This is a genomic window from Jeongeupia sp. HS-3 (genome assembly GCF_015140455.1).
GTDB lineage: Bacteria > Pseudomonadota > Gammaproteobacteria > Burkholderiales > Chitinibacteraceae > Jeongeupia.
The window spans coordinates 2,676,896-2,698,249 of the sequence record NZ_AP024094.1; the positions used below are offsets into that span (position 1 = coordinate 2,676,896).

General features: G+C 62.5%; 23 protein-coding genes. 5 read left to right on the forward strand and 18 right to left on the reverse strand.

From position 1 onward, the window contains the following. Position 1: 1 nt before the first annotated feature. Genes JLC71_RS12790 through JLC71_RS12800 form a run of 3 tightly spaced genes read left to right on the forward strand, consistent with a single transcriptional unit; the run spans position 2 to position 2,993 of the window. The gene (locus tag JLC71_RS12790; protein WP_200915844.1) at positions 2 to 763 is read left to right on the forward strand and encodes a uroporphyrinogen-III synthase; all 762 of its coding nucleotides are present in this window, start codon (positions 2 to 4) and stop codon (positions 761 to 763) included. Beyond that, positions 760 to 1,800: a uroporphyrinogen-III C-methyltransferase gene (locus tag JLC71_RS12795; protein WP_200915845.1), complete on the forward strand. Its 1,041-nt coding sequence runs from the start codon at positions 760 to 762 to the stop codon at positions 1,798 to 1,800. The genes JLC71_RS12790 and JLC71_RS12795 overlap by 4 nt, the downstream gene beginning before the upstream one ends. After that, positions 1,797 to 2,993, forward strand: a complete 1,197-nt coding sequence (locus JLC71_RS12800; protein ID WP_200915846.1) for a heme biosynthesis HemY N-terminal domain-containing protein — start codon at positions 1,797 to 1,799, stop codon at positions 2,991 to 2,993. Before JLC71_RS12795 ends, JLC71_RS12800 begins: the two co-directional genes overlap by 4 nt. A gap of 325 nt (positions 2,994 to 3,318) precedes the next feature. Here JLC71_RS12800 and JLC71_RS12805 read toward each other — a convergent pair whose 3' ends face one another. The 4 genes from JLC71_RS12805 to JLC71_RS12820 all read right to left on the reverse strand — a co-directional run bounded on the left by JLC71_RS12805 (position 3,319) and on the right by JLC71_RS12820 (position 7,047). After that, positions 3,319 to 3,789: a SixA phosphatase family protein gene (locus JLC71_RS12805; RefSeq protein WP_200915847.1), complete on the reverse strand. Its 471-nt coding sequence runs from the start codon at positions 3,787 to 3,789 to the stop codon at positions 3,319 to 3,321. 14 nt (positions 3,790 to 3,803) lie between these two features. Then, positions 3,804 to 5,882: a polyphosphate kinase 1 gene (gene ppk1 / locus JLC71_RS12810; RefSeq protein WP_200915848.1), complete on the reverse strand. Its 2,079-nt coding sequence runs from the start codon at positions 5,880 to 5,882 to the stop codon at positions 3,804 to 3,806. Positions 5,883 to 5,965: 83 nt separating this feature from the next. Further along, complete coding sequence (locus tag JLC71_RS12815) at positions 5,966 to 6,238, reverse strand: oxidative damage protection protein (RefSeq protein ID WP_200915849.1); 273 nt, start codon at positions 6,236 to 6,238, stop codon at positions 5,966 to 5,968. Between the two features lie 134 nt (positions 6,239 to 6,372). Continuing rightward, positions 6,373 to 7,047, reverse strand: coding sequence for a YiaD family glycine zipper/OmpA-like lipoprotein (locus JLC71_RS12820; RefSeq protein WP_200915850.1), 675 nt, complete (start codon positions 7,045 to 7,047; stop codon positions 6,373 to 6,375). A 175-nt stretch (positions 7,048 to 7,222) separates the two neighbouring features. Between JLC71_RS12820 and JLC71_RS12825 the strand changes: the two genes are divergently transcribed. Continuing rightward, a complete protein-coding gene (locus JLC71_RS12825) occupies positions 7,223 to 8,131 on the forward strand; it encodes a carbohydrate kinase family protein (RefSeq protein ID WP_200915851.1) in 909 nt (302 codons plus the stop codon). 59 nt (positions 8,132 to 8,190) lie between these two features. Here JLC71_RS12825 and ychF read toward each other — a convergent pair whose 3' ends face one another. After that, positions 8,191 to 9,282: a redox-regulated ATPase YchF gene (gene ychF, locus JLC71_RS12830; protein WP_200915852.1), complete on the reverse strand. Its 1,092-nt coding sequence runs from the start codon at positions 9,280 to 9,282 to the stop codon at positions 8,191 to 8,193. A 202-nt stretch (positions 9,283 to 9,484) separates the two neighbouring features. Here ychF and JLC71_RS12835 point away from each other — a divergent pair, with 202 nt between their 5' ends. After that, positions 9,485 to 10,399, forward strand: coding sequence for a YihY/virulence factor BrkB family protein (locus tag JLC71_RS12835; RefSeq protein WP_200915853.1), 915 nt, complete (start codon positions 9,485 to 9,487; stop codon positions 10,397 to 10,399). Here JLC71_RS12835 and glmU read toward each other — a convergent pair whose 3' ends face one another. The 13 genes from glmU to rsmG form a co-directional block, all read right to left on the reverse strand. Then, the gene (glmU, locus tag JLC71_RS12840; RefSeq protein WP_200915854.1) at positions 10,400 to 11,773 is read right to left on the reverse strand and encodes a bifunctional UDP-N-acetylglucosamine diphosphorylase/glucosamine-1-phosphate N-acetyltransferase GlmU; all 1,374 of its coding nucleotides are present in this window, start codon (positions 11,771 to 11,773) and stop codon (positions 10,400 to 10,402) included. Positions 11,774 to 11,927: 154 nt separating this feature from the next. Continuing rightward, a complete protein-coding gene (locus JLC71_RS12845; protein ID WP_200915855.1) occupies positions 11,928 to 12,356 on the reverse strand; it encodes a F0F1 ATP synthase subunit epsilon in 429 nt (142 codons plus the stop codon). A gap of 11 nt (positions 12,357 to 12,367) precedes the next feature. After that, entirely contained in the window at positions 12,368 to 13,747 is a 1,380-nt protein-coding gene (atpD, locus tag JLC71_RS12850; RefSeq protein ID WP_200915856.1) for a F0F1 ATP synthase subunit beta, read from the reverse strand. A gap of 39 nt (positions 13,748 to 13,786) precedes the next feature. Then, positions 13,787 to 14,656: a F0F1 ATP synthase subunit gamma gene (gene atpG / locus JLC71_RS12855; RefSeq protein WP_200915857.1), complete on the reverse strand. Its 870-nt coding sequence runs from the start codon at positions 14,654 to 14,656 to the stop codon at positions 13,787 to 13,789. A gap of 29 nt (positions 14,657 to 14,685) precedes the next feature. Then, complete coding sequence (gene atpA, locus JLC71_RS12860; protein ID WP_200915858.1) at positions 14,686 to 16,227, reverse strand: F0F1 ATP synthase subunit alpha; 1,542 nt, start codon at positions 16,225 to 16,227, stop codon at positions 14,686 to 14,688. 10 nt (positions 16,228 to 16,237) lie between these two features. Next, positions 16,238 to 16,774: a F0F1 ATP synthase subunit delta gene (locus JLC71_RS12865; protein ID WP_200915859.1), complete on the reverse strand. Its 537-nt coding sequence runs from the start codon at positions 16,772 to 16,774 to the stop codon at positions 16,238 to 16,240. Positions 16,775 to 16,781: 7 nt separating this feature from the next. Next, positions 16,782 to 17,252, reverse strand: coding sequence for a F0F1 ATP synthase subunit B (locus JLC71_RS12870; RefSeq protein ID WP_200915860.1), 471 nt, complete (start codon positions 17,250 to 17,252; stop codon positions 16,782 to 16,784). 40 nt (positions 17,253 to 17,292) lie between these two features. Next, complete coding sequence (gene atpE, locus JLC71_RS12875) at positions 17,293 to 17,574, reverse strand: F0F1 ATP synthase subunit C (RefSeq protein WP_200915861.1); 282 nt, start codon at positions 17,572 to 17,574, stop codon at positions 17,293 to 17,295. An 87-nt stretch (positions 17,575 to 17,661) separates the two neighbouring features. Next, complete coding sequence (atpB, locus tag JLC71_RS12880; RefSeq protein WP_200915862.1) at positions 17,662 to 18,456, reverse strand: F0F1 ATP synthase subunit A; 795 nt, start codon at positions 18,454 to 18,456, stop codon at positions 17,662 to 17,664. Between the two features lie 2 nt (positions 18,457 to 18,458). Continuing rightward, on the reverse strand, positions 18,459 to 18,884 hold the full coding sequence (locus JLC71_RS12885) for an ATP synthase subunit I (protein ID WP_200915863.1): 426 nt from the start codon (positions 18,882 to 18,884) through the stop codon (positions 18,459 to 18,461). Between the two features lie 146 nt (positions 18,885 to 19,030). Continuing rightward, positions 19,031 to 19,882: a ParB/RepB/Spo0J family partition protein gene (locus JLC71_RS12890; RefSeq protein WP_200915864.1), complete on the reverse strand. Its 852-nt coding sequence runs from the start codon at positions 19,880 to 19,882 to the stop codon at positions 19,031 to 19,033. 33 nt (positions 19,883 to 19,915) lie between these two features. Then, positions 19,916 to 20,701 carry a ParA family protein gene (locus JLC71_RS12895; protein WP_200915865.1) on the reverse strand — a complete coding sequence of 262 codons (786 nt, stop codon included), beginning with the start codon at positions 20,699 to 20,701 and terminating at the stop codon, positions 19,916 to 19,918. Next, the gene (rsmG, locus tag JLC71_RS12900) at positions 20,698 to 21,351 is read right to left on the reverse strand and encodes a 16S rRNA (guanine(527)-N(7))-methyltransferase RsmG (RefSeq protein ID WP_236250886.1); all 654 of its coding nucleotides are present in this window, start codon (positions 21,349 to 21,351) and stop codon (positions 20,698 to 20,700) included. Before rsmG ends, JLC71_RS12895 begins: the two co-directional genes overlap by 4 nt. Between the last annotated feature and the right edge of the window lie 3 nt (positions 21,352 to 21,354).

The window sequence follows — 21,354 nt, forward strand, 5'->3', positions numbered from 1 at the left end:
CATGCCAGCCCTCAGCGGCCGCCGCGTCTGGATCACCCGTCCGCAAGCGCAGGCCGGCACGCTGACGGCGCTGATCGAAGCGCAAGGCGGCGTGGCGATCCGCCAGCCGCTGCTGGAGATCATCCCGCCGGCCGACCCGGCGCCGTTCGAGGCGGCGCTAGCGACGCTGGCGTCATTCGATCTGGTCGTTTTCGTCAGCCCGACCGCACTCGATCTGAGCTTTGCCAAACTCGGCGCGCCGTGGCCGGCACGCATCCCGGTTGCCGTGGTCGGCCCCGGTAGTGCCGCGCGCGCGCGCCAGCTCGGCGCGAGCACGGTGATCTCGCCGCCGGCGCAGCACGACAGCGAAGGGCTGCTGCAGGAGGCCGAGATGCAAGCGCTCGCCGGTCGTCGCGTGCTGCTGGTTCGTGGCGAAGGCGGCCGCAATACCCTGCCCGATGCACTGATGGCACGCGGTGCCGCGCTGACCATCGTCTCGGCCTACCGACGCGCGCCGCCGGCGCTGTCGCTCGCCGAATTGACCCGAATGCTCGCCGCCGGCATCGACGCCACGGTGATCAGCAGCGCCGAAGCCGCGGATCGCCTGTTCACGCTGGCTGGAGGCGCCGCGCGCGAGCGGCTACAATCGCTGCTGTACTTCGCATCGCATCCTCGCATCGTCGCCGCACTGCACGCGCATGGCGCAACACGCGTCGAGCCTTGCGCCACCGGCGATGCCGGAACCGTTGACTCGCTCTGCCACTATTTCGCGGACCAGCCATGACTCAAGAACAAGATTCGCTTCCCTCCGCGCTGACTTCACCCCGCCGCCGCCTGCCGCATGTGTCGCCGGCGCTGGCCACCGCCATCGTTGCTCTCGTCGCCACCGGCGGCGTCTGGCTGTACCAGCAACATGCGATGGAATCGCTGCGGCTGGCGGTCAGCCGCGAGCTCGCCCAAGGCCAGCAGCAATTGCGCAGCGCGCAGGAGCGCGAGGCGCAGGCACAGTTACGCGGCCAGGCGCTGGAGCGCGAACTGGCCAACGTCGCCGCCCGCCAGAACGAGACGCAGAGCCAGCAAACGGCGCTATCGTCGATGTACGAGGCGCTGACGCGCAACGAAACCCAGCGGGTGCTGGCCGAAACCGAGCAAACGCTGGCGTTTGCCAGCCAGCAGCTGCAGCTGGCCGGCAATGTCGACGCCGCGCTGGTCGGGCTCAACGCCATCGACCAGAAACTGGCCGCGCTGAACCGCCCCGAGCTGATCTCGCTGCGCAAAAGCATCAGCCACGATATCGATCAACTGAAGACCCAACCGTATCTGGATGTGGTCGGCATTGCCGCGCGCCTGGATACGCTGGTGGTCGGCATCGACAGACTGCCGCTGGCGGTTGATGGCAATCGCGACCCGAAGGCGGCGGCAACGGCGCCAGCGCAGCCTGCCAACATGCTGCAGCGTGCCGGCAGCGAGCTGTGGGGCCAATTCCGCCAGTTGATCAAAATCCGCCGCATCGACCAGCCCGATGCCATGCTGCTGACGCCAGACGAGGCGTTCTTCCTGCGCGAAAACGTCAAACTGCGGCTGCTGAATGCGCGTACCGCGCTGCTGATGCGTAACGAGAGCACGTTCCACGCAGATCTGAAGGCCGCCGCCGACTACCTGAAGCGCTACTTCGACACCAGCACCCCGGCCACGCGCAATACCATCAACGCACTCGAAGGGCTATCACGCGAATCGCTGGCGCTCAAGCTTCCGGATCTGTCGGCCAGCCTGACCGCGGTACGCCAGAGCCGGCTGGCCAGCGAGAGGGCCAAGCCGTGAGAGCCCTATTGTGGTTGATCGCGCTGTTCGCGCTCGCAGTCGGGCTGACGCTGTTCGCGCAGCTCAATACCGGCTTTGCGCTGCTCTTTGTGCCGCCGTGGCGGGTCGAGATTTCGCTGAATGTCTTCATCGTCGGCATCCTTGCACTGGTGGCGCTGCTGTATGGGCTGACGCGCATCTTTGCCGAGCTTGGCGGCCTGCCAGACCGGGTCAAAACCTACCGCCTGCGCAAGGCGCGCGATGCATCGGTGCAGCTTGAGCGCGATGCCCGCATCGCCTTCTTCGAGGGCCGCTACCAGCGCACCGAAAAGCTCGCCGGCGAGGCGCTGGCCGTCAGCCGCGAAGCCGATGCTTTCGCCGTCAACGGCCTCCTTGCCGCACGCGCCGCCCATCTGATGCGCGACTTCGCCAAGCGCGACCAGTACTTCGGCAAGCTGCGCGAGCGACTCGGCCCGCGCCATCTGGCGCTGGCGATGACGATGGCCGAACTGTATCTGGACGAGCGCCGCAATCAGGATGCCGAAGCGGCGCTGGCCGAGGCGCGCAGCCTCTCGCCCAAGCTCACCGCCATGCTCAAACTGGAACTGCGGCTGCGCCAGCGCGAGGACAACGCCGCAGCCATCGTCAAACTGGTCGATCAACTGGCCAAGGGCGATGCGCTCGATGCCAGTCAGGCGCAGGCGATCCGCTTGCAGGCTTATCAGAACGTGCTGCGACGCCAGCCGAAAACGCCGCGTGAACTCAAGGACTGGTGGCAGAAGCTGCCCGCCGCCGACCGCAGTGCGCCGGCACTGGTTGCCACGCTGGCCGATGCCTACGCCATTCAGGGCGAACCGGCAGCCGCCCGCGATGCGATCGAAGCCGCGCTGGCGCAAAACTGGTCGAGCGAGCTGGCCGAACGCTACGGCATGCTTGGCCTGAGCGGCGATGCGCTGGTGTCGCAATTGCAGCAGGCCGAAACCTGGCTCAAGACGCACCCGAACGATCCCAAGCTGCTGCTCACGCTGGGCCGGCTGTGCACGGCGCGCGCACTGTGGGGCAAGGCACAGACCTACTTCGAGGCCAGTATCGCCGTGGCGCCAAGCGCGCTGGCGCATACCGAGCTTGCGGCGCTGCTCGAACGGCTCGAACGTCCCGAAGAGGCCAACCGCCACTACCGCGCCAGTCTGGCACTGGCGATACCGGCGCGCTGAAGCGCTACGGCCCATGTAAAAGCCCTCCTTGCGGAGGGCTTTTTTAACGACCCGTGCCAGACCTCAGCCCGGTGGGTGACGTTTCACTGACCTGCCTTTTCCCGTCATCATCAACTCTGGCACCGATGCGCAGCAAATCCACGAAAACGCTGCGTCACCGCGATGGCGGGTAAGGAAGTCATCCGGATATGCACTGCGGGCAGGCTGTCCCTGCCCCGGGATTTGTGGTGGCTTCATCGCCGGCACTCCGTTGAACGAACTTCGTCTGCGGTAGGAGTGGTGTTGAGCGATCCAAGTTCGCGCGTTCGTCGGTCGAAGCCGAGACTCAGGCCAGCAGCTCCGGCGTGATCGCCGCCCGCAGCACGTATTCGCAGCTACCGCCGCGCCGGCGCAGCTCGATCCACACCAGCCCGCCTTTCTTCAGTGCCATGTCCTGCTCGCGTCCGGTCAGCAGCAGCGCCGCCACCGCGCCCAGCGTCGGCTGATGCGCCACCAGCACCACCACCGGATCGCGGCCCTGCGGCCAGCCGGCGGCCTCAAGATAGTGCGCGGACTGGCCGTGGTCGGGGTTGAGCAGCGCGCTGGTTTCGATATCCACGCCAAGCGCCTTGGCGGTTTCCTGCGCGCGCCTGGCCTCGCTGACGATCAACCGCATCGGCTGGCCCTTGAGCTGCTCGTTCAGCCAGGCGGCGACTTTTTGCGCCTGCTTGCGCCCCTTGGGCGTCAGCGCCCGGGCCAAATCGTCGCCGCAGCCGTCTTCGGCGTCGGCATGACGCCACAAAATCAGATGTTCCATATCCGTGTCCACCCTCAGCTGCGCTGCTTGGCGCCAAGCTCGGCCAGCAAGGTCGCTTGGGCATTGCGCCGCTTGCCACCCCGCGCACTCTTGCGGCGGTAGCGACCATCCGAGAGCATTTCCCACGTCTGGGTGTTGTCGACCAGATAGCCGCGCAGGCTTTCACGGATCACCCGGCGCTTGACCTTGGGCGCGAGTACCGGGAAGGCAATCTCGATGCGGCGGAACAGGTTGCGGCCCATCCAGTCGGCGCTCGACAAATACACGTCTTCGGCGCCGTCGTTATAGAAGTAGAACACCCGGTGGTGTTCGAGGAAGCGGCCGATGATGGAGCGCACCTTGATATTCTCGGACAGCCCCGGCATGCCCGGGCGCAGCGCGCACACGCCGCGCACCAGCAGGTGGATGGTCACGCCGGCCTGACTCGCCTCGTACAGCTTTTCGATCACCGTCGGTTCGAGCAGCGCATTCATCTTGGCGATCACCACCGCCTTGCGGCCGGCGCGGGCGTGGAGGATTTCGCGATCAAGCGACTTGATGATGTTCGGCTGCAGCGTGAACGGCGCCTGCCACAGGCGCAGGTGATCGCCGGCAAGGCCGAGCCCCGTCAGCTGCATGAAGATATCGTTGACGTCGCTGGTGATTTCTTCGTTGGCCGTCATCAGCCCGAAGTCGGTGTAGAGCTTGCTGGTGCGCGGGTGGTAGTTGCCGGTACCGACGTGGGTATAACGGCGCAGCCTGTCGCCCTCACGCCGCACCACCAGGAGCATCTTGGCGTGGGTCTTGTAACCGTAAACGCCGTAAACCACGTGCGCGCCGGCACGTTCGAGCTTGGCGGCCCAGTTGATGTTGGCTTCCTCGTCAAAGCGCGCCATCAACTCGACCACCACGGTGACTTCCTTGCCACGCGCCGCCGCCTCGACCAGCGCATCCATCAACGCCGAATCACTGCCGGTGCGATAGATGGTCATCTTGATTGCCACCACCTTCGGATCGGTCGACGCCTGCTGCAGGAAATCGATCACCGGGGTGAAGCTCTGGAACGGATGGTGCAGCAGCACATCGCCGTGGCGGATCGCCGAGAAGATATCGGCCTGCTTGCGCAACTCGAGCGGAATCCCCGGCATGAAGGGCTCGAACTTCAGATCGGGCCGATCGACCTGATCGGGAACCTGCATCAGCCGCACCAGATTCACCGGGCCGCCGACGCGGTAGACGTCGATCTCGGCCAGGCCGAACTGCTGGCGCAGGAAGTCCTGCAGATGCTTGGGGCAATTGTCGGCGACTTCGAGCCGCACTGCATCGCCAAACGGCCGCTGGCTCAGTTCGCCTTCGAGTGCCGCGCGCAGATCCTTGATATCGTCGTCGTCGACACTGAGATCGGAATCGCGCGTCGCACGGAACTGATAGCAGCCGAGCGCGTTCATGCCGACAAAGAGCTCATCGACATGCGCATGCAGAATGGACGACAGGAACACGAAGCCGTGCTCGACGCCGCTGATTTCCTTGGGCATCTTCACAAAGCGCGGCAGGATGCGCGGCGCCTGGACGATGGCCATTTCGGCGCTGCGGCCAAAGGCATCACGGCCTTCGAGCTCGACGATGAAATTGAGCGACTTGTTCAGCACCCGCGGGAACGGGTGCGACGGGTCCAGCCCGATCGGCGTCAGCACCGGCATCAGCTCGCGGAAGAAGAAATCCTTCACCCAGGCGCTCTGGGCTTCGTTCCACAGGCTGCGGCGCAGAAAATGGATGCCTTCTTCGGCCAGCGCCGGCAGCATCACCTCGCGGAACAGGCGGTACTGGCGCTCGACGACATCGTGCGCTTCACGCGCAACCAAATCGAAGGTCTGCTGCGGCGTCAGCCCCTCGGGCAGCAAGCGGGTTGGAGACTGGCGGATGCTTTCCTTCAGCCAGGCGACACGCACTTCGAAGAACTCGTCGAGATTGCTGGAAACGATGCAGAGGAACTTCAAGCGTTCAAGGAGTGGATTGCTCACATCCTCGGCCTGGGCGAATACGCGGCGGTTGAACTCCAGAAGACCAAGCTCGCGATTGAGCATCAACTGATTGTCGGCTGGTTTGTAAATCATGGCTCGCTTCACACGTCGCGCCGCTTGTGCGGCCGGAAAATGGAAACAGGCCGCGTGTAGCGGCCTGCGGCATTACGAATCGGTTATGCGCTCGGTGGTACGAAACCGGCAACTTCGTCGGCACCGGCACCGAAGAAGTAATTCTGCAGCTGCTGTTGCAGGTACTGGCGTGCTTTCGGGTCGGCCAGATTGAGGCGATTCTCGTTGATCAGCATCGTCTGGTGCTTGACCCACGCCGCCCAGGCTTCTTTCGAGACGTTGTCATACAGCTTTTTGCCCATCTCGCCAGGCAGCGGCGGAAAGTCGAGGCCCTCGGCTTCGCGACCGAGTTTTACACAGTGGACCATGCGGCTCATGGGGGACAATCTCCTTAAGGCGAAACATTGAATCATACCTGTGTTGACGTTTGATGACAGCCAACACCCATTTATCCAGAAAATGAAAAAAGCGCGGCATGCCGCGCTTTTGCTGCCGAACGAAGCACTGACGATCAGTCGGCGCGTACCGGTGCAATCCACAATTCGACACGGCGGTTGAGCGCTCGACCTGCCGGCGTGGCATTGTCGGCGCGCGGTTCGGTGATGCCCTTGCCGACGGCCTGCAAACGCACCGGATTGACCGATCGGCCGGTGAAGTAATCGACCACCGCCTGCGCACGCTGCTGCGACAGCACCATGTTCTTGTCGGCCTTGCCGCTGCTGTCGGTATGGCCGACCACGGTGATCGAGGTCTTGCCGTACTGGTTGACGACCTTGGCAATCCGGTCGAGCGTCGGTGTGTAACCCGATTTGATCACGGCCGAACTGCTGTCGAAGCCGGTGTTCGAGGTCATGCTGACCAGCAGCGTGTTGTCGGCCTGCTTCTGCACGGTGATTTCGCCCTTCTGGATTTCCGGCGCCAGCTGCTTTTGCAGATCCTTGGCCTGGCTGTCCATGTAGTAACCGATGCCGCCGCCGGCCAGACCGCCGCCGACCGCGCCGATCAGCGCGCCCTTGCCGCGGTTGTTGTGGCTCACCGCCGCACCGATCGCCGCGCCGCCGAGCGTGCCAAGAATCGCGCCCATTTCGGTCTTATTCAGATCACGGCTTTCGCCCAGATCATTGGTTGCGCATGCCGACAGCAACAGCGCGCCAAGCAAGGGGGCAGCAATCAGGGATTTACGCATCGGACTTTCTCCATCAGTCAAAATCAGCTTGGCATTATGCCGGACGCTCGTGAGCGGCGATGCGGCAAAGATCACATCCGCAGCGCTTGACGTCGTTCTAGCAAGGTAGTTCACCACTACCGGCCAGCGCCAGCCTCTGGCAGCATAGATCGACCGTTTTGCCGGGAGTTCACCGATGTCTGCCTTGCCCCGTTTCGTCGTCTTCGGCGAAGCCCTCACCGACTTCATCCGCCAGGACGACACGCACTGGCTCGCCCAACCGGGTGGCGCCTGCTGGAACGTCGCCCGCGTCGCCAGCCGCCTCGGCATCCCCACCGGCTACGGCGGCGCGCTGAGCACCGATGTATTCGGCGACGAACTGGCACGGCTCTCCGCCGAGGCCAGGCTGGATGCGCGTTTCATCCAGCGCACCGACGCCGCGCCACTGCTGGCAATGGTGCCGTCGACCCGGCCGCCGCAGTACTTCTTCGTCGGAGAATCCGATCTTGCCTTCGATCCGCAAGCACTGCCGGCCGGCTGGCTGGCTAGCGCCGAGATCGTCCAGTTCGGCTGCATCAGCCTCGCGCGCCCACCGCTGGCCGAGCGCCTCGTCGAGATCGCCCGCCAAGCCTTCGCGGCCGGCAAGCGCATCGCCTTCGACCCGAACTGGCGCGAACCGATGAACGCACCGCACTACGCCGAGACCTTCCGCACTCTCGCCGCGCTGGCAAGCTATATCAAGGTGTCCGACGAAGACCTCGGCCAGCTGTTCCCGGGCTCAAACCCGGATCAGGCGCTCGCCAGCCTGCGCACGCTCGCGCCGCACGCCGAGATCCTGCTGACCCGCGGCGCCGATGGCATGCGCTGGCTGCACGGCGATACGGTGATCGACCAGCCGGTGTTCAAGGTGCAGGTGATCGACACCGTCGGCTGCGGCGACGCCAGTATGGGCGGCTGGATGGCCAGCGTGCTGCACGCGCCCGGTGCGCCGGTCGCCACCCACCTGCGCCACGCCGCCGCCGCCGCCGCGCTGGCGGCCAGCCACGCCGGCGCATACGCGGCGACGTGGGATGAGGTCGAAGCACTGACCGCCGCCTCGGCCTGAGCATGCTGAAAACAAAAAAGGAGCCGGCGGCTCCTTTTTTTCAATCTCGATTCACGCGCTTAAACGTTGAACAGGAAATTCAGCACGTCGCCGTCCTTGACGACGTAGTCCTTGCCCTCGGCGCGCATCTTGCCGGCTTCCTTGGCGCCCTGTTCACCCTTGTACTGGATGAAATCGGCAAACGAGATCGTCTGCGCGCGGATGAAACCGCGCTCGAAGTCGGTATGGATCACGCCGGCGGCTTGCGGTGCGGTGTTGCCGATATGGATGGTCCAGGCGCGGACTTCCTTCACCCCGGCGGTGAAGTAGGTTTGCAGACCCAACAGTTGGTAGGCGGCGCGGATCAGCCGGTTCAGGCCCGGTTCGCTCTGGCCGAGTTCGGCGAGGAATTCGGCCTTGTCGGCGTCATCGAGTTCGGCGATTTCCGATTCGATCGCGGCGCAGACAGCGACCACCGGCGCACCTTCGGCCTCGGCATGCGCACGCACCTTGTCGAGCAGCGGGTTGTTCTCGAAACCGTCCTCGGCCACGTTGGCAACGTACATCGCCGGCTTGATCGTCAGCAGGCACAGCGTCTTGATCGCGAGCTTTTCGTCGTCGCTCAGGCCGGCCGAGCGTGCCGGCTTGCCTTCGTTCAGGTGCGGCTGTAGCTTTTCCAGCACCTTGATCAGCGCGATTGCATCCTTGTCACCGCTCTTGGCCTTCTTGCCTTCGCGCTGCATCGCCTTCTCGACCGCAGTCAGGTCGGCCAGCGCCAGTTCGGTGCCGATGACGATGATGTCGTCGATCGGATCAATGCGGCCGGCGACGTGAACGATGTTGTCGTTCTCGAAGCAGCGCACCACGTTGACGATGGCATCGGTCTCGCGAATGTTGGCGAGAAACTGGTTGCCCAGACCTTCGCCCTTCGAGGCGCCGGCGACCAGGCCGGCGATATCGACGAATTCGACGATGGCCGGGACGATCTTTTGCGGATTGATGATGCCGGCCAGATCGCCGAGGCGCGAATCGGGCACTTCAACGATGCCGACGTTCGGCTCGATGGTGCAGAACGGGTAATTGGCGGCTTCGATGCCGGCCTTGGTCAGTGCATTGAAAAGCGTCGACTTGCCGACATTGGGCAGGCCGACAATGCCGCATTGCAGGCTCATCGGGAAAAATCCTTGATCAATCAAACCCCTGCACGAATGGCAAAAGGTCGGGAAAAACGCCGATTGTAGCATTTCCGGCTGTCATTCCCGCTGGTAACAAGGCAGCCCCTGGCCTCCCGGACGGAATGCAATCGGCATGAGCGCTCGATTTCAAAGCGGCGAGCGATTAACCTGAAAACTGTTCCTGTCTGGAGTATTGCCGATGTGGCAGCGAGTTCATGCGCTGTACCTGCTCATCCGGCGCGTGATCGAAAAAACCGTGGACGGCTTTTTCGACGACGAGCTGATGACCCGCGCTGCCGCGCTGGCTTTCTATTCGGCGCTGTCATTCGCACCGCTGCTGGTGCTGCTGCTGTGGGTGGTCGCCTCGCTCAGCCCCGACTATCAGGGGCGCTTGATCGGCGGACTCAACGAAATGGTCGGGCCCAAAGCCGCCGATGCCGTCGCCATGGTGATTCACAATGCCAGCAGCCGTCCCAATGTCGGCAATCTGGCCGGACTCATCGGCCTCGGGATTACGCTGATCGGTGCATCGGCAGTGTTCGCGCAACTGCAGGGTGCGCTGAATCGCGTCTGGGGGCTGCGCGCCAAGCCCGGCGGCGCGGTGCTCGGCTGGCTGCGATCACGGCTGAACGCACTCGGGCTATTGCTGGCGGTTGCCTTCCTGCTGGTGATCTCGTTCACCGCCAGCACCCTGATCCGGCTGTTCGTGCCGGGCGACACCGTGATCTGGCAGGTGATCGAGATGGCGGTCTCGACCGCGGTCTTCATCTTCGTGTTTGCCGCGATCTACAAGATCCTGCCCGACGCGCAAATCGCCTGGCGCGATGCACTCATCGGGGCACTGCTGACCGACGTGCTGTTCCTGCTCGGCAAGATCGCCATCGGCGTCTATATCGCCAACAGCGATATCGGCGGCGCCTATGGGCCGGCGGGCAGCGTTGTGGTGCTGCTGGTGTGGGTGTACTACTCGGCGCTGATCCTGCTGCTCGGCGCCGAACTCACCGAGGCCGTCGCCGAGGCACGCGGCGCGCCGATCAAACCCAGTCTGTACGCCGAGCCGATTCGGCCGCGACACCACAAGGCGGCGCAAGATAGCTCGCCGCCCGCCGCTTGATTATTTCTTGAGCTTTTCCGGACGTTCCCAGCCGGCAATCGTCACCTGCCTGGCCCGCGCCACCGTCAGCTCGCCAGCCGGCGCATTCTTGCCAATGACCGAGCCTGCGCCGGTGGTCGCGCGTGCGCCGATGGTCACCGGGGCAACCAGGCAGTTGTTTGAACCGATGCGCGCCTCGTCCTCGATCACGGTGCGGAATTTGTTCACGCCGTCGTAATTGCAGGTGATGGTGCCGGCGCCGACATTGACGTCGCGACCGATGGTGGTGTCGCCGATATAGCTGAGGTGGTTGACCTTGGAGCCGACGCCGATCAGCGATTTCTTCACCTCGACGAAATTGCCCACGTGCACATGTTCGGCCAGCTCGGCCTCCGGGCGTAGCCTTGCATACGGGCCGATCAGGCTGCCGGCGCCGATCACCGCACCCTCGATGTGGCAGAACGGATGGATCACCGCACCGTCAGCGATGGTGACGTTCTTCAGCACGCAATTGGCGCCGATGCTGACATCATGGCCGAGAACGACCTTGCCCTCGAACACGCAGTTCACGTCGACGATCACGTCCATGCCGTGGGTCAAGGTACCCCGCAGATCGAAGCGCGCCGGATCGCGCAGCGTGATGCCGCCGGCGAGCAGCGCACTGGCCTGCTGCTGCTGATAAATCCGTTCCAGCGCCGCCAGTTGCACCTTGTTGTTGATGCCCTCGGCCTCCCAGTGGTCTTGCGGATGCACCGTCGCCACGGCGATGCCGTCACGCACCGCCAGCGCCACCAGATCGGTCGCGTAGTACTCGCCCTGGGCGTTGTCGTTCTTCAATTCGGACAGCCATCCGGCCAAGCGCTCGGTCGGCAGCGCCAGAATGCCAGTATTCATTTCACGAATCGCCGCCTGTGCCGGCGTCGCATCCTTCTGTTCGACAATCGCCTGCACTTCACCGGCACCGTTGCGCACGATGCGGCCGTAGCCGGTGGCATCGTCGAGCACATCGGTGAGGATGCCGAACTTGCCACCTTCCACCGCCGCCAGCAGCGCTTGCAGGGTGGCTAAGCGGGTCAGCGGCACGTCGCCATAGAGCATCAGCGTCACTCCGCCTTCCAGCTGCGGCAACGCCTGCGCCAGCGCGTGGCCGGTACCCAGCTGCTGCGCCTGATGCGCCCAGGCCAGATCGGTCTGGCCGGCGAACGCGCTCTGAACCAGCTCACCACCGTGGCCGTGCACCACCACCAGCTTGGCAGGCCCGAGCGCGCGAGCGGTGTCTATCACATGGCCGACCAGCGGTTTGCCAGCGATCTGGTGCAGCACCTTGGGCAGCTTCGAGTACATGCGTTTGCCCTGACCGGCGGCAAGGACAACGACGTTGAGCGGGTGAGTCATGGAATTCCTGAATCGACGAGAAAGAATAGTCGCATTGTAGCGCCGACATGTGACCTGGCGGTATCGGGTTTACACCGGGCCATCCGCCAGATCGGCGCGCAGAAAAAGAAAAACCCCGGCCAGAAGACCGGGGTTTTTGAGGCGCTTGGGACGCTTAGTGGCCGCGCTTTTTGAGCTTTTCGAGCACCGCGAGCTTCGCGACGGCTTCGAACAGTTCAGCCTGCGCCATGGCGAAGTCCACCGAGCCGGTTTTGCCCTTGAGGGCTTCTTCGGCACGGCGTTTGGCTTCCAGAGCCTTAGCTTCGTCAATGTCGGCACCGCGAATAGCGGTATCGGCCAGCACCGTCACTACGTGCGGTTGCACTTCAAGCAGCCCGCCCGAGACGTACAGGATCACGTCCGGTTCGTTCGAGTTGGCTGGCTTGATCCGCAGCGCACCCGGGCGAACCCGGGTCAGCAGCGGGGCGTGCCGCGGCAGGATACCGATCTCGCCCTTGTCGGCAGGCGCGGAGATGAACTCGGCGGTACCGGAGTAGATCAGTTCCTCGGCGCTTACCACATCCACGTGCATGGTCATGGCCATCGGCTATCCCCTTATTGCAAGGTCTTGGCTTTTTCGATCGCTTCTTCGATGCCGCCGACCATGTAGAAGGCCTGCTCCGGAAGGTGATCGTAATCGCCATTGAGAATGCCCTTGAAGCCCTTGAGGGTTTCCTTCAGCGGCACGTACTTGCCCGGCGAGCCGGTGAACACTTCGGCCACGTGGAAAGGCTGCGACAGGAAGCGCTGGATCTTACGCGCACGGGCCACGGCGAGCTTGTCTTCAGGAGACAGTTCGTCCATACCCAGAATCGCGATGATGTCCTGCAGTTCCTTGTACTTCTGCAGCGTTTGCTGCACGCCACGTGCAACGCTGTAGTGCTCGTCGCCGACGACTTGCGGATCCAGCTGGCGCGAGGTCGAATCGAGCGGATCAACGGCCGGGTAGATACCCAGCGCGGCGATGTCACGGCTCAAAACGACGGTTGCATCCAAGTGGGCGAAGGTCGTTGCCGGCGACGGGTCGGTCAAGTCATCGGCAGGCACGTAAACGGCCTGGATCGACGTGATCGAACCGCTCTTGGTCGAAGTGATGCGCTCTTGCAGGGCGCCCATTTCTTCGGCCAGCGTCGGCTGGTAACCCACCGCCGACGGCATACGGCCCAGCAGTGCCGAGACTTCGGTACCCGCGAGGGTGTAACGGTAGATGTTGTCGACGAAGAACAGAATGTCGCGACCTTCGTCACGGAAGTGTTCAGCGATCGACAGGCCGGTCAGGGCCACGCGCAGACGGTTGCCCGGCGGCTCGTTCATCTGACCGTAAACCATCGCCACCTTGTCGAGGACGTTGGAGTCCTTCATCTCGTGGTAGAAGTCGTTGCCCTCACGGGTACGCTCACCCACGCCGGCGAACACGGACAGACCCGAGTGTGCCTTGGCGATGTTGTTGATCAGTTCCATCATGTTGACGGTCTTGCCGACGCCGGCGCCGCCGAACAGGCCGACCTTGCCGCCCTTGGCGAACGGGCACACCAGGTCGATGACCTTGATGCCGGTTTCCAGCAGGTCGATCGACTGGTTCAGTTCGTCGAACTTCGGTGCAGGCTGGTGAATGGCGCGGCGGACTTCGGTTTGCACCGGGCCAGCTTCGTCAATCGGGTTGCCCAGCACGTCCATGATGCGACCCAGCGTGGCGGTACCCACCGGCACCGAGATCGGTGCGTGGGTATTGTCCACCAGCAGGCCACGCTTCAAGCCATCGGTCGTGCCCATGGCGATCGCGCGCACTACACCGTCACCAAGCTGCTGCTGGACTTCCAGCGTCAGATCCTGGGCGGCGAGCTTGAGCGCGTCATACACCTTGGGCAGGTTGTCGCGCGGAAATTCCACGTCGACCACCGGGCCAATGATTTGTACGATTTTCCCTTGGCTCATCTTAGGGTTCCTAATCAGTATATTCGGGTTGGCGATCTGTTAAACCGCTGCAGCGCCGCCGCAGATTTCCGAAAGTTCTTTCGTAATCGCCGCTTGACGCGTCTTGTTGTACAGCAGTTGCAGATTGCCGATCACCTGGTCGGCGTTGTCGGTGGCCGCCTTCATCGCCACCATCCGCGCTGCCTGCTCGCTGGCCATGTTCTCGGCCACAGCCTGGTACACCAGTGCTTCGAGGTAACGGATCATCAGATCGTCAATGACGGTCTTGGCATCCGGCTCGTACAGGTATTCCCAGTTGTAACCGTGGTCCGGCTGGCCGATGGCCTCACCGGACAGCGGCAGCAGCTGCTCGACAGTCGGCTCCTGCTTCATGGTGTTGACGAACTTGGTGTAGACGAGGCGAACCTCGTCCACTTCACCCGCCACATAAGCGTCGACCATGACCTTGATCGGTCCGATCAGCTGCTCGACATGTGGCGTGTCGCCCAAACCCACAACGTGCGAAATCACTTTCGCGCCGTTGCGGTTCATGAAGCCAAAGCCTTTATTGCCAATGGCGGTGACGGCGATTTCCACACCCTTCTGGTGCAATTCCTTCATCGCATTCAGCGTCTGGCGCAGTGCGTTGGTGTTCAGACCACCGCACAAGCCCTTGTCCGACGTGACGACGATGAAACCCACCCGCTTGACGGTGTCGCGCGGCTGAAGGAAAGGATGCGCGTAGTCCACCAGCGCAGCGCTCAGGTGGGCCGTGACCTTGCGGATTTTTTCACCGTAAGGCCGGGCACCACGCATGCGCTCCTGCGCACGGCGCATCTTGGACGTCGCCACCATTTCCATGGCGCGGGTGATCTTCTGCGTGTTTTTGACGCTCTTGATCTTGGTCCGGATCTCTTTACCGCCTGCCATGATTCGATTCCTCTTTAATCAGTTTCGAATCAGAAGGCGTTGCCGGCCTTGAAGCTTGCCGCGGCCTTGAGGATGGTCGCCTCGTCGTCTTCGGAAAGGTTGCCCTTTTCATCGACGCGAGCGAGTGCCTCGGCTGCGTTGGCCTTCAGGTACGACAGGAAAGCGGCTTCAAAAGCAAGCGCACGGTCGACCTTGACGTCGTCGTACACACCCTTGTTGATCAGGAGCAGGGTCACGCCAAGCTCACCGACCTTGAGCGGGCTGTACTGCGCCTGCTTCATCAGTTCGGTGACCATCTTGCCGCGCTCGAGCTGCTTGCGGGTGGCTTCGTCCAGATCGGAAGCGAACTGCGCGAACGCAGCCAGTTCACGGTACTGGGCCAGCGCCAGACGCACACCGCCGCCGAGCTTCTTGATGACCTTGGTCTGAGCCGCACCACCGACGCGCGATACCGAGATACCGGCGTTCATGGCCGGGCGGATACCTGCGTTGAAGAGGTCCGATTCCAGGAAGATCTGGCCGTCGGTAATCGAGATCACGTTGGTCGGCACGAAAGCCGACACGTCGCCTGCCTGGGTTTCGATGATAGGCAGCGCGGTCAACGAACCGGTCTTGCCCTTCACCGCACCATTGGTGAGCTTCTCGACTTCATGTGCGTTGATGCGCGAAGCGCGCTCCAGCAGACGCGAGTGGAGATAGAACACGTCGCCCGGATAGGCTTCACGGCCCGGCGGACGGCGCAGCAGCAGCGAAATCTGGCGATACGCCACGGCTTGCTTGGACAGATCGTCATAAACGATCAGTGCGTCTTCGCCAAGGTCGCGGAAGTATTCGCCCATCGAGCAACCCGAGTAGGCGGCGATGTATTGCAGCGCGGCCGATTCGGATGCCGCAGCGGCAACGATGATGGTGTGGTCGAGTGCGCCGTGCTCTTCGAGCTTGCGCACCACGTTGGCGATCGACGATGCCTTCTGGCCAATGGCAACGTAGATACACGTTACGCCAGTGCCCTTCTGGTTGATGATCGCATCCAGTGCCACCGCGGTCTTGCCGGTCTGGCGGTCGCCAATGATCAGCTCGCGCTGGCCACGACCGATCGGCACCATGGTGTCGATGGCCTTGAGGCCGGTTTGCAGCGGCTGGTCAACCGATTGACGCGCGATCACGCCCGGCGCGATCTTTTCGATCGGGCTGGTCAGCGTGGTACCCAGCGGGCCCTTGCCGTCGATCGGCTGGCCGAGCGAGTTCACCACGCGGCCAATCAGTTCGCGGCCGACCGGCACTTCGAGAATGCGGCCGGTGCACTTGACTTCGTCGCCTTCGGAGATGTGGGTGTAATCACCCAGCACCACGGCGCCGACGGAATCACGCTCAAGGTTGAGCGCCAGACCAAAGGTGTTACCCGGGAATTCCAGCATTTCGCCCTGCATCACCTCGGAGAGGCCGTGCACGCGAACGATACCATCGGTGACCGAAACAACCGTACCAGTGGTACGGGCTTCGACGCCTTCCGACAAATTCTGGATCCGGGCTTTAATCAGTTCACTGATTTCGGACGGATTGAGTTGCATTAAAAATCTCCTAGCTCTTCAGGCTCGTCGCAAGGGCAGAAAGCTTGCCGGCCACGGACGCATCAATCACCATATCGCCGACCGTCACTTTGACGCCGCCAATCAAGTCGGGATTGACGCTGACCTTAGCAGCCACCTTGCGTTGCAGGTGGGTTGCCAGCGCGGTCTTGAGCTCGGCCACTTGCGCATCATCGAGCGGGAAGGCCGACATGATATCGGCCTCAACCTCACCTTCTTCTGCAGCCTTGTAGGTTTCGAACAAAGACGAAATCTGCGGCAGCACGGTGAAGCGGCGGTTTTCCAGTACGGCGGCAATGAAGTTTTTCACTTCATCGCTGACGTTCCCGCCCAAAAGCTCGGTGAGCAATTGCTGAACCTGAGCAGCGGAATACTTGGGGTTGGCCGCAACGTCATCGGCGAGCGGATCCTGAGCAATCAGGGACAGCTTGCCGAGCACGTCCGACCACTGATCCAGCGTACCAGCGTCTTTCGCGATGCGAAAAACGGCTTCGGCGTAGGGTCGAGCGACGGTGATGAGTTCTGCCATGGCTGTCTTACAGTTCCGCTTTGAGAGTATTCAACAGCGCGGCGTGCTTGGTCGCGTCGATCTCGGACTTGAGAATCTTCTGCGCACCGGCGACGGCAAGGTCTGCAACCTGCTGACGCAACACTTCCTTGGCTTGTTGAACCTGCTGTTCGATATCGGCCTGTGCACCCTTGATCAGGCGCTCGCCTTCCAGCTTGGCCGCATCCTTCGCTTCGTCGACGAGTTGCGCACTGCGCTTCTCGGCTAGGGCGATGATCTCGCTGGCCTGCTGCTTGGCTTCACGCAGCTTGTCGGCCGATGACTTTTCAGCATTGGCCAGATCCTGCTTGGCGCGATCTGCTGCCGCCAGGCCATCAGCGATGCGCGTAGCGCGCTCGTCCATCATCCGGGTCAGCGGAGGCCATACGAATTTCATCGTGAACAGGATCAGGATCGCAAAAGTGATCATCTGACCCAGCAGGGACATATTGATATCCACGCTGAACGTCCTCCAGGGTTAAGTTAAAGCGGGGGCTTGATTATTGAGCCGCTGCGATAACCGCATTGAGGAACGGGTTGTTGAAGGTGTAGAGCATTGCAACACCAACACCGATCATCGAAATCGCGTCCAGCAGACCGGCGATGATGAACAGTTTGGTTTGCAGAACCGGGATCATTTCCGGTTGGCGAGCCGACGACTCGAGGAACTTGCCACCAAGGATAGCGAAGCCCAGTGCGGTGCCGATGGCAGCCAGACCGATAATGATCGCAGCAGCGATCACCGTGAAGCTTTGTACGGAAGCGATTTCAGCAACAGCCATTTTAATAACTCCAAAAAGGATGGTTGAGGTTGGGGGGATGGAGAAAAACACGTGCCAGACAGGCGATACCTGCCCGGCCCGATTCTTTTAGTGATCCTCGACGGCGAGGCTCAGGTAAACGATGGTCAGCATCATGAACACGAAGGCTTGCAGCGTCACGATCAGGATGTGGAAGATCGCCCACGGCGCGCCCAGCACCCACTGGATCCAGAACGGCAGCAGCGCGATCAGGATGAAGATCAGTTCGCCGGCATACATGTTGCCGAACAGACGCAGCGACAGCGAAATCGGCTTGGCCAGCAGCTCGACCATCTGCATGACGAAGTTGGCCGGTGCCAGGATGATCGTACCGATCGGGCCCGAAGCGTGGAATGGCGCGGTGAAGATTTCCTTGATCCAGCCGCCGAAGCCCTTGGCCTTGATCGAGAAACCGATGATCAGGAACATCACCGAGATCGACATCGCGAAGGTCAGGTTGACGTCGGCGGTCGGCACGGCGCGCAGGTAGTAGATGCCGAAGACGTGATTGGCGATCCACGGCAGCAGGTCAACCGGCAGGAAGTCCATGGCGTTCATCAGGAACACCCAGCAGAAGATCGTCAGCGACAGCGGGCCGATGACCTTGCTCTTGGCGTGGAAGGCGTCCTTGATCTGCGAATCGACCATCTCGACGATCAGTTCGACGAAGTTCTGCAGCTTGCCCGGCACACCGCTGGTGGCGCGGCGCGCAACGAAGGCGAACACGCCGACGAAGAGGAAACCGAGCGCCAGAGAGATCCAGAAGGTATCCAGATGGAAACCGCTGGCGGTCTGGTTGAACGTGAGGTGATGCTGGATGTACTCGGTGGCGTTCGCCGGTGGAGCGTGGTGTTCTGCAGCCATGGTTATTTTTTGCCGTTAAATTGAATCAAAAGCCCGAACCAGTAGGCGCTTGTAGCGGCGATGTAACCGATAAACAACCACATCCAAGCTACCTGCCGGTAAAAAACAAATACCGCGGCGAACGCGACGATGGTCAACGCCATCTTCGCCGCCTCCGCGGCGAAATGCAGCCGCATCAGCGCGGCCGGCGGACCGTACGCCAGCTGGTAGGCGATGCGTGCATACAGCATCGAGCCAGCCAGAGCGATCGCGCCCCCCAAACCACTTGCAATTCCCGCGCTGCGTCCCCATAAAAGGTAGGACAGCAGCATCACTACCAGCGTGATCCCCAACTTGAGGCAGATCACGCCCTTGATTTGTGCCTGCGCGACCATATCCACCGCCTGCAAAGCCCCGCGATTATACGGAGCTGCGTTGATACGCGTCAATTTTACCCATTGACGATAAAGACATTTATCCACTTTCCCGTAGTCAACTACATAAAGTTGCGTGTAGCAAACTACATCTTCGACCCCTCGCCGCTGTCCGACCTTGATCTAGGGCAGGTTTGCGGCGCACAGCGCTGGTGCACCCATCAGAAACGCTGCAGCAGCCGATCCAGTTCATCAAGGCTGGTGTAGGCGATGCTGATCCGCCCTGCCCCCTTCTTGCCCTGACGAATCGATACGCTGGCACCGAGCTTGCCGGCGATCTCCTCCGCCAGCCTTGCTACATCCGGATCCGGGCGGGCCTGCGGCTTGGCCGCAACACCGTCCTGCAGTCGTTTCACCAAGGCTTCGGTTTCGCGTACCGACAGGCCCTTGAGAGCGACCGTTTGCGCGGCATCGAGCTGGGTCAGCGTTTCCAGCGGCAACAACGCCCGCGCGTGGCCCATGTCGATGGCGCCATCGAGCAGCAGTTTTTGTACCGGCTCGGCCAGTTGCAGCAAGCGCAACAGATTGCTCACGGTGGCGCGCGATTTGCCGACCGCATCGGCTGCCGCCTCGTGGGTCATACCGAACTCATCGATCAACCGCGCCAGGCCCTGCGCCTCCTCGAGCGGATTGAGGTCTTCGCGCTGGATATTTTCGATCAACGACATCGCGGCGACGGCGTCATCGGCAACGTCGCGAATCAGCGCGGCGATCTCGCTCAAGCCGGCCAGACGGCAGGCACGCCAGCGGCGCTCGCCAGCGATGATTTCGTAGCGTGGCTCGCCCAGTTCATCGCCGCCGATTGCACGCACCAGCACCGGCTGCATCAGCCCCTGAGCGCGAATCGACGCGGCCAGCTCAGCCAGCGCCGCATCATCGATGAGCTTGCGCGGCTGATAACGCCCCGGCTGCAGGCTGTCGATCGGCAAGCTGGCGAGTGATTCGCCAGCGGCCGTGTCGCCCATCAGCGCATCGAGGCCGCGACCGAGGCCCTTGAATTTTTTGCTGACCATTGCGTCCCGTCGGCAGGAAAGAGAAAGGCGCCCTTAGAGGACAGGCGCCGGATCGAGGGCATTATGCCGCGCCAGCAATTCCTCGGCCAATTGCAAATATGCCTGCGCACCCTTGGACGATTTGTCGTACGCGAGGATGGGCCGGCCGTAGCTCGGCGCTTCGGCGAGGCGGATATTGCGCGGAATCACCGTGTGGTAGAGCTTGCTGGTGAAGTGCTTCACCAGTTGATCGGAAACTTGCTGCGCCAGCGTCGAGCGCGGGTCGTACATGGTGCGCAGCAGGCCTTCGATCTCGATCTTGCGGTTGAGGCTCTGCTTGATGCGCCGCAGCGTACTGACCAGGTCGGAGAGTCCTTCGAGCGCGTAATACTCGCACTGCATCGGGATCATCACCGAGTCGGCGGCAACCATGCCGTTCAGCGTCAAGAGGTTCAACGCCGGCGGGCAGTCGAGAATGACGAAATCGTAGTCGTCGGCCACTTCGGCCAGCGCGGTCTTGAGCCGGGTTTCGCGGTGCTCGGCGTCGACGAGTTCGACCTCGGCGCCGGCCAGCTCGCGGTTGGTCGGCAGCACGTCGTAACGCCCGGACTCGGAATACTGAATGGTGTCGCGGATCGTCGATTCACCGATCAGCAAGGTATAGATCGTGTGCTTGAGCTTGGTCTTGTCGATGCCGCTGCCCATGGTCGCATTGGCCTGCGGGTCAAGATCGACCAGCAGGACGCGGCGCCCCAGATGAGCAAGGCTGGCGGCCAGATTGACCGACGTGGTGGTTTTGCCGACGCCGCCCTTCTGGTTCGCGATCGCCAAAATCCTCATGCCACCACCATATGCACCAGATGCCGCTCGGCATCGATGCCGGGCACGCTCAGGGTGTCAACGCCAACCGATTTGACGTCGGCCGGCAGCAGCGCGATTTCCTCGTGCGGGTACACGCCCTTCAGCGCGGCCCATTCACCATCGGCGGCAAGCAGGTGGCGGGTCAGCTTGGCGAATTCGGCCAGATCGGAGAACGCCCGGCTGGTGATGACGTTGAACGGCGCTTCGGGCCGGAACGCCTCGACGCGCTCGGTCACGACGGTGACGTTCGTCAACTTCAGATCGACTACCGCCTGGCGCAGAAAGGTGGTTTTCTTGTGGTTGGAATCGAGCAAAAACAATTGCCAGTCCGGGCGGGCGATCGCCAGCGGAATCCCCGGCGTGCCGAAGCCCGAACCGACGTCAAGAATGCGCGCGCCGGCCGCGGCCTTGAAATGCGCCAGCGGCGCCAGCGAATCGAGCAGATGGTGCGGCACCATCCGTTCGGGCTCGCGGATCGCCGTCAGGCTGTAGGTCTTGTTCCACTTTTCCAGCAGCGCCACGTAGGCGAGCAGCAGGCTTTGCTGCGATTCGTCCAGTGTCAGGCCGAGTTCTTGCAGGCCGGTGGACAGCGATACGGCCAGCTTGGGGGTCTGCGCTTCAATCATCATGGT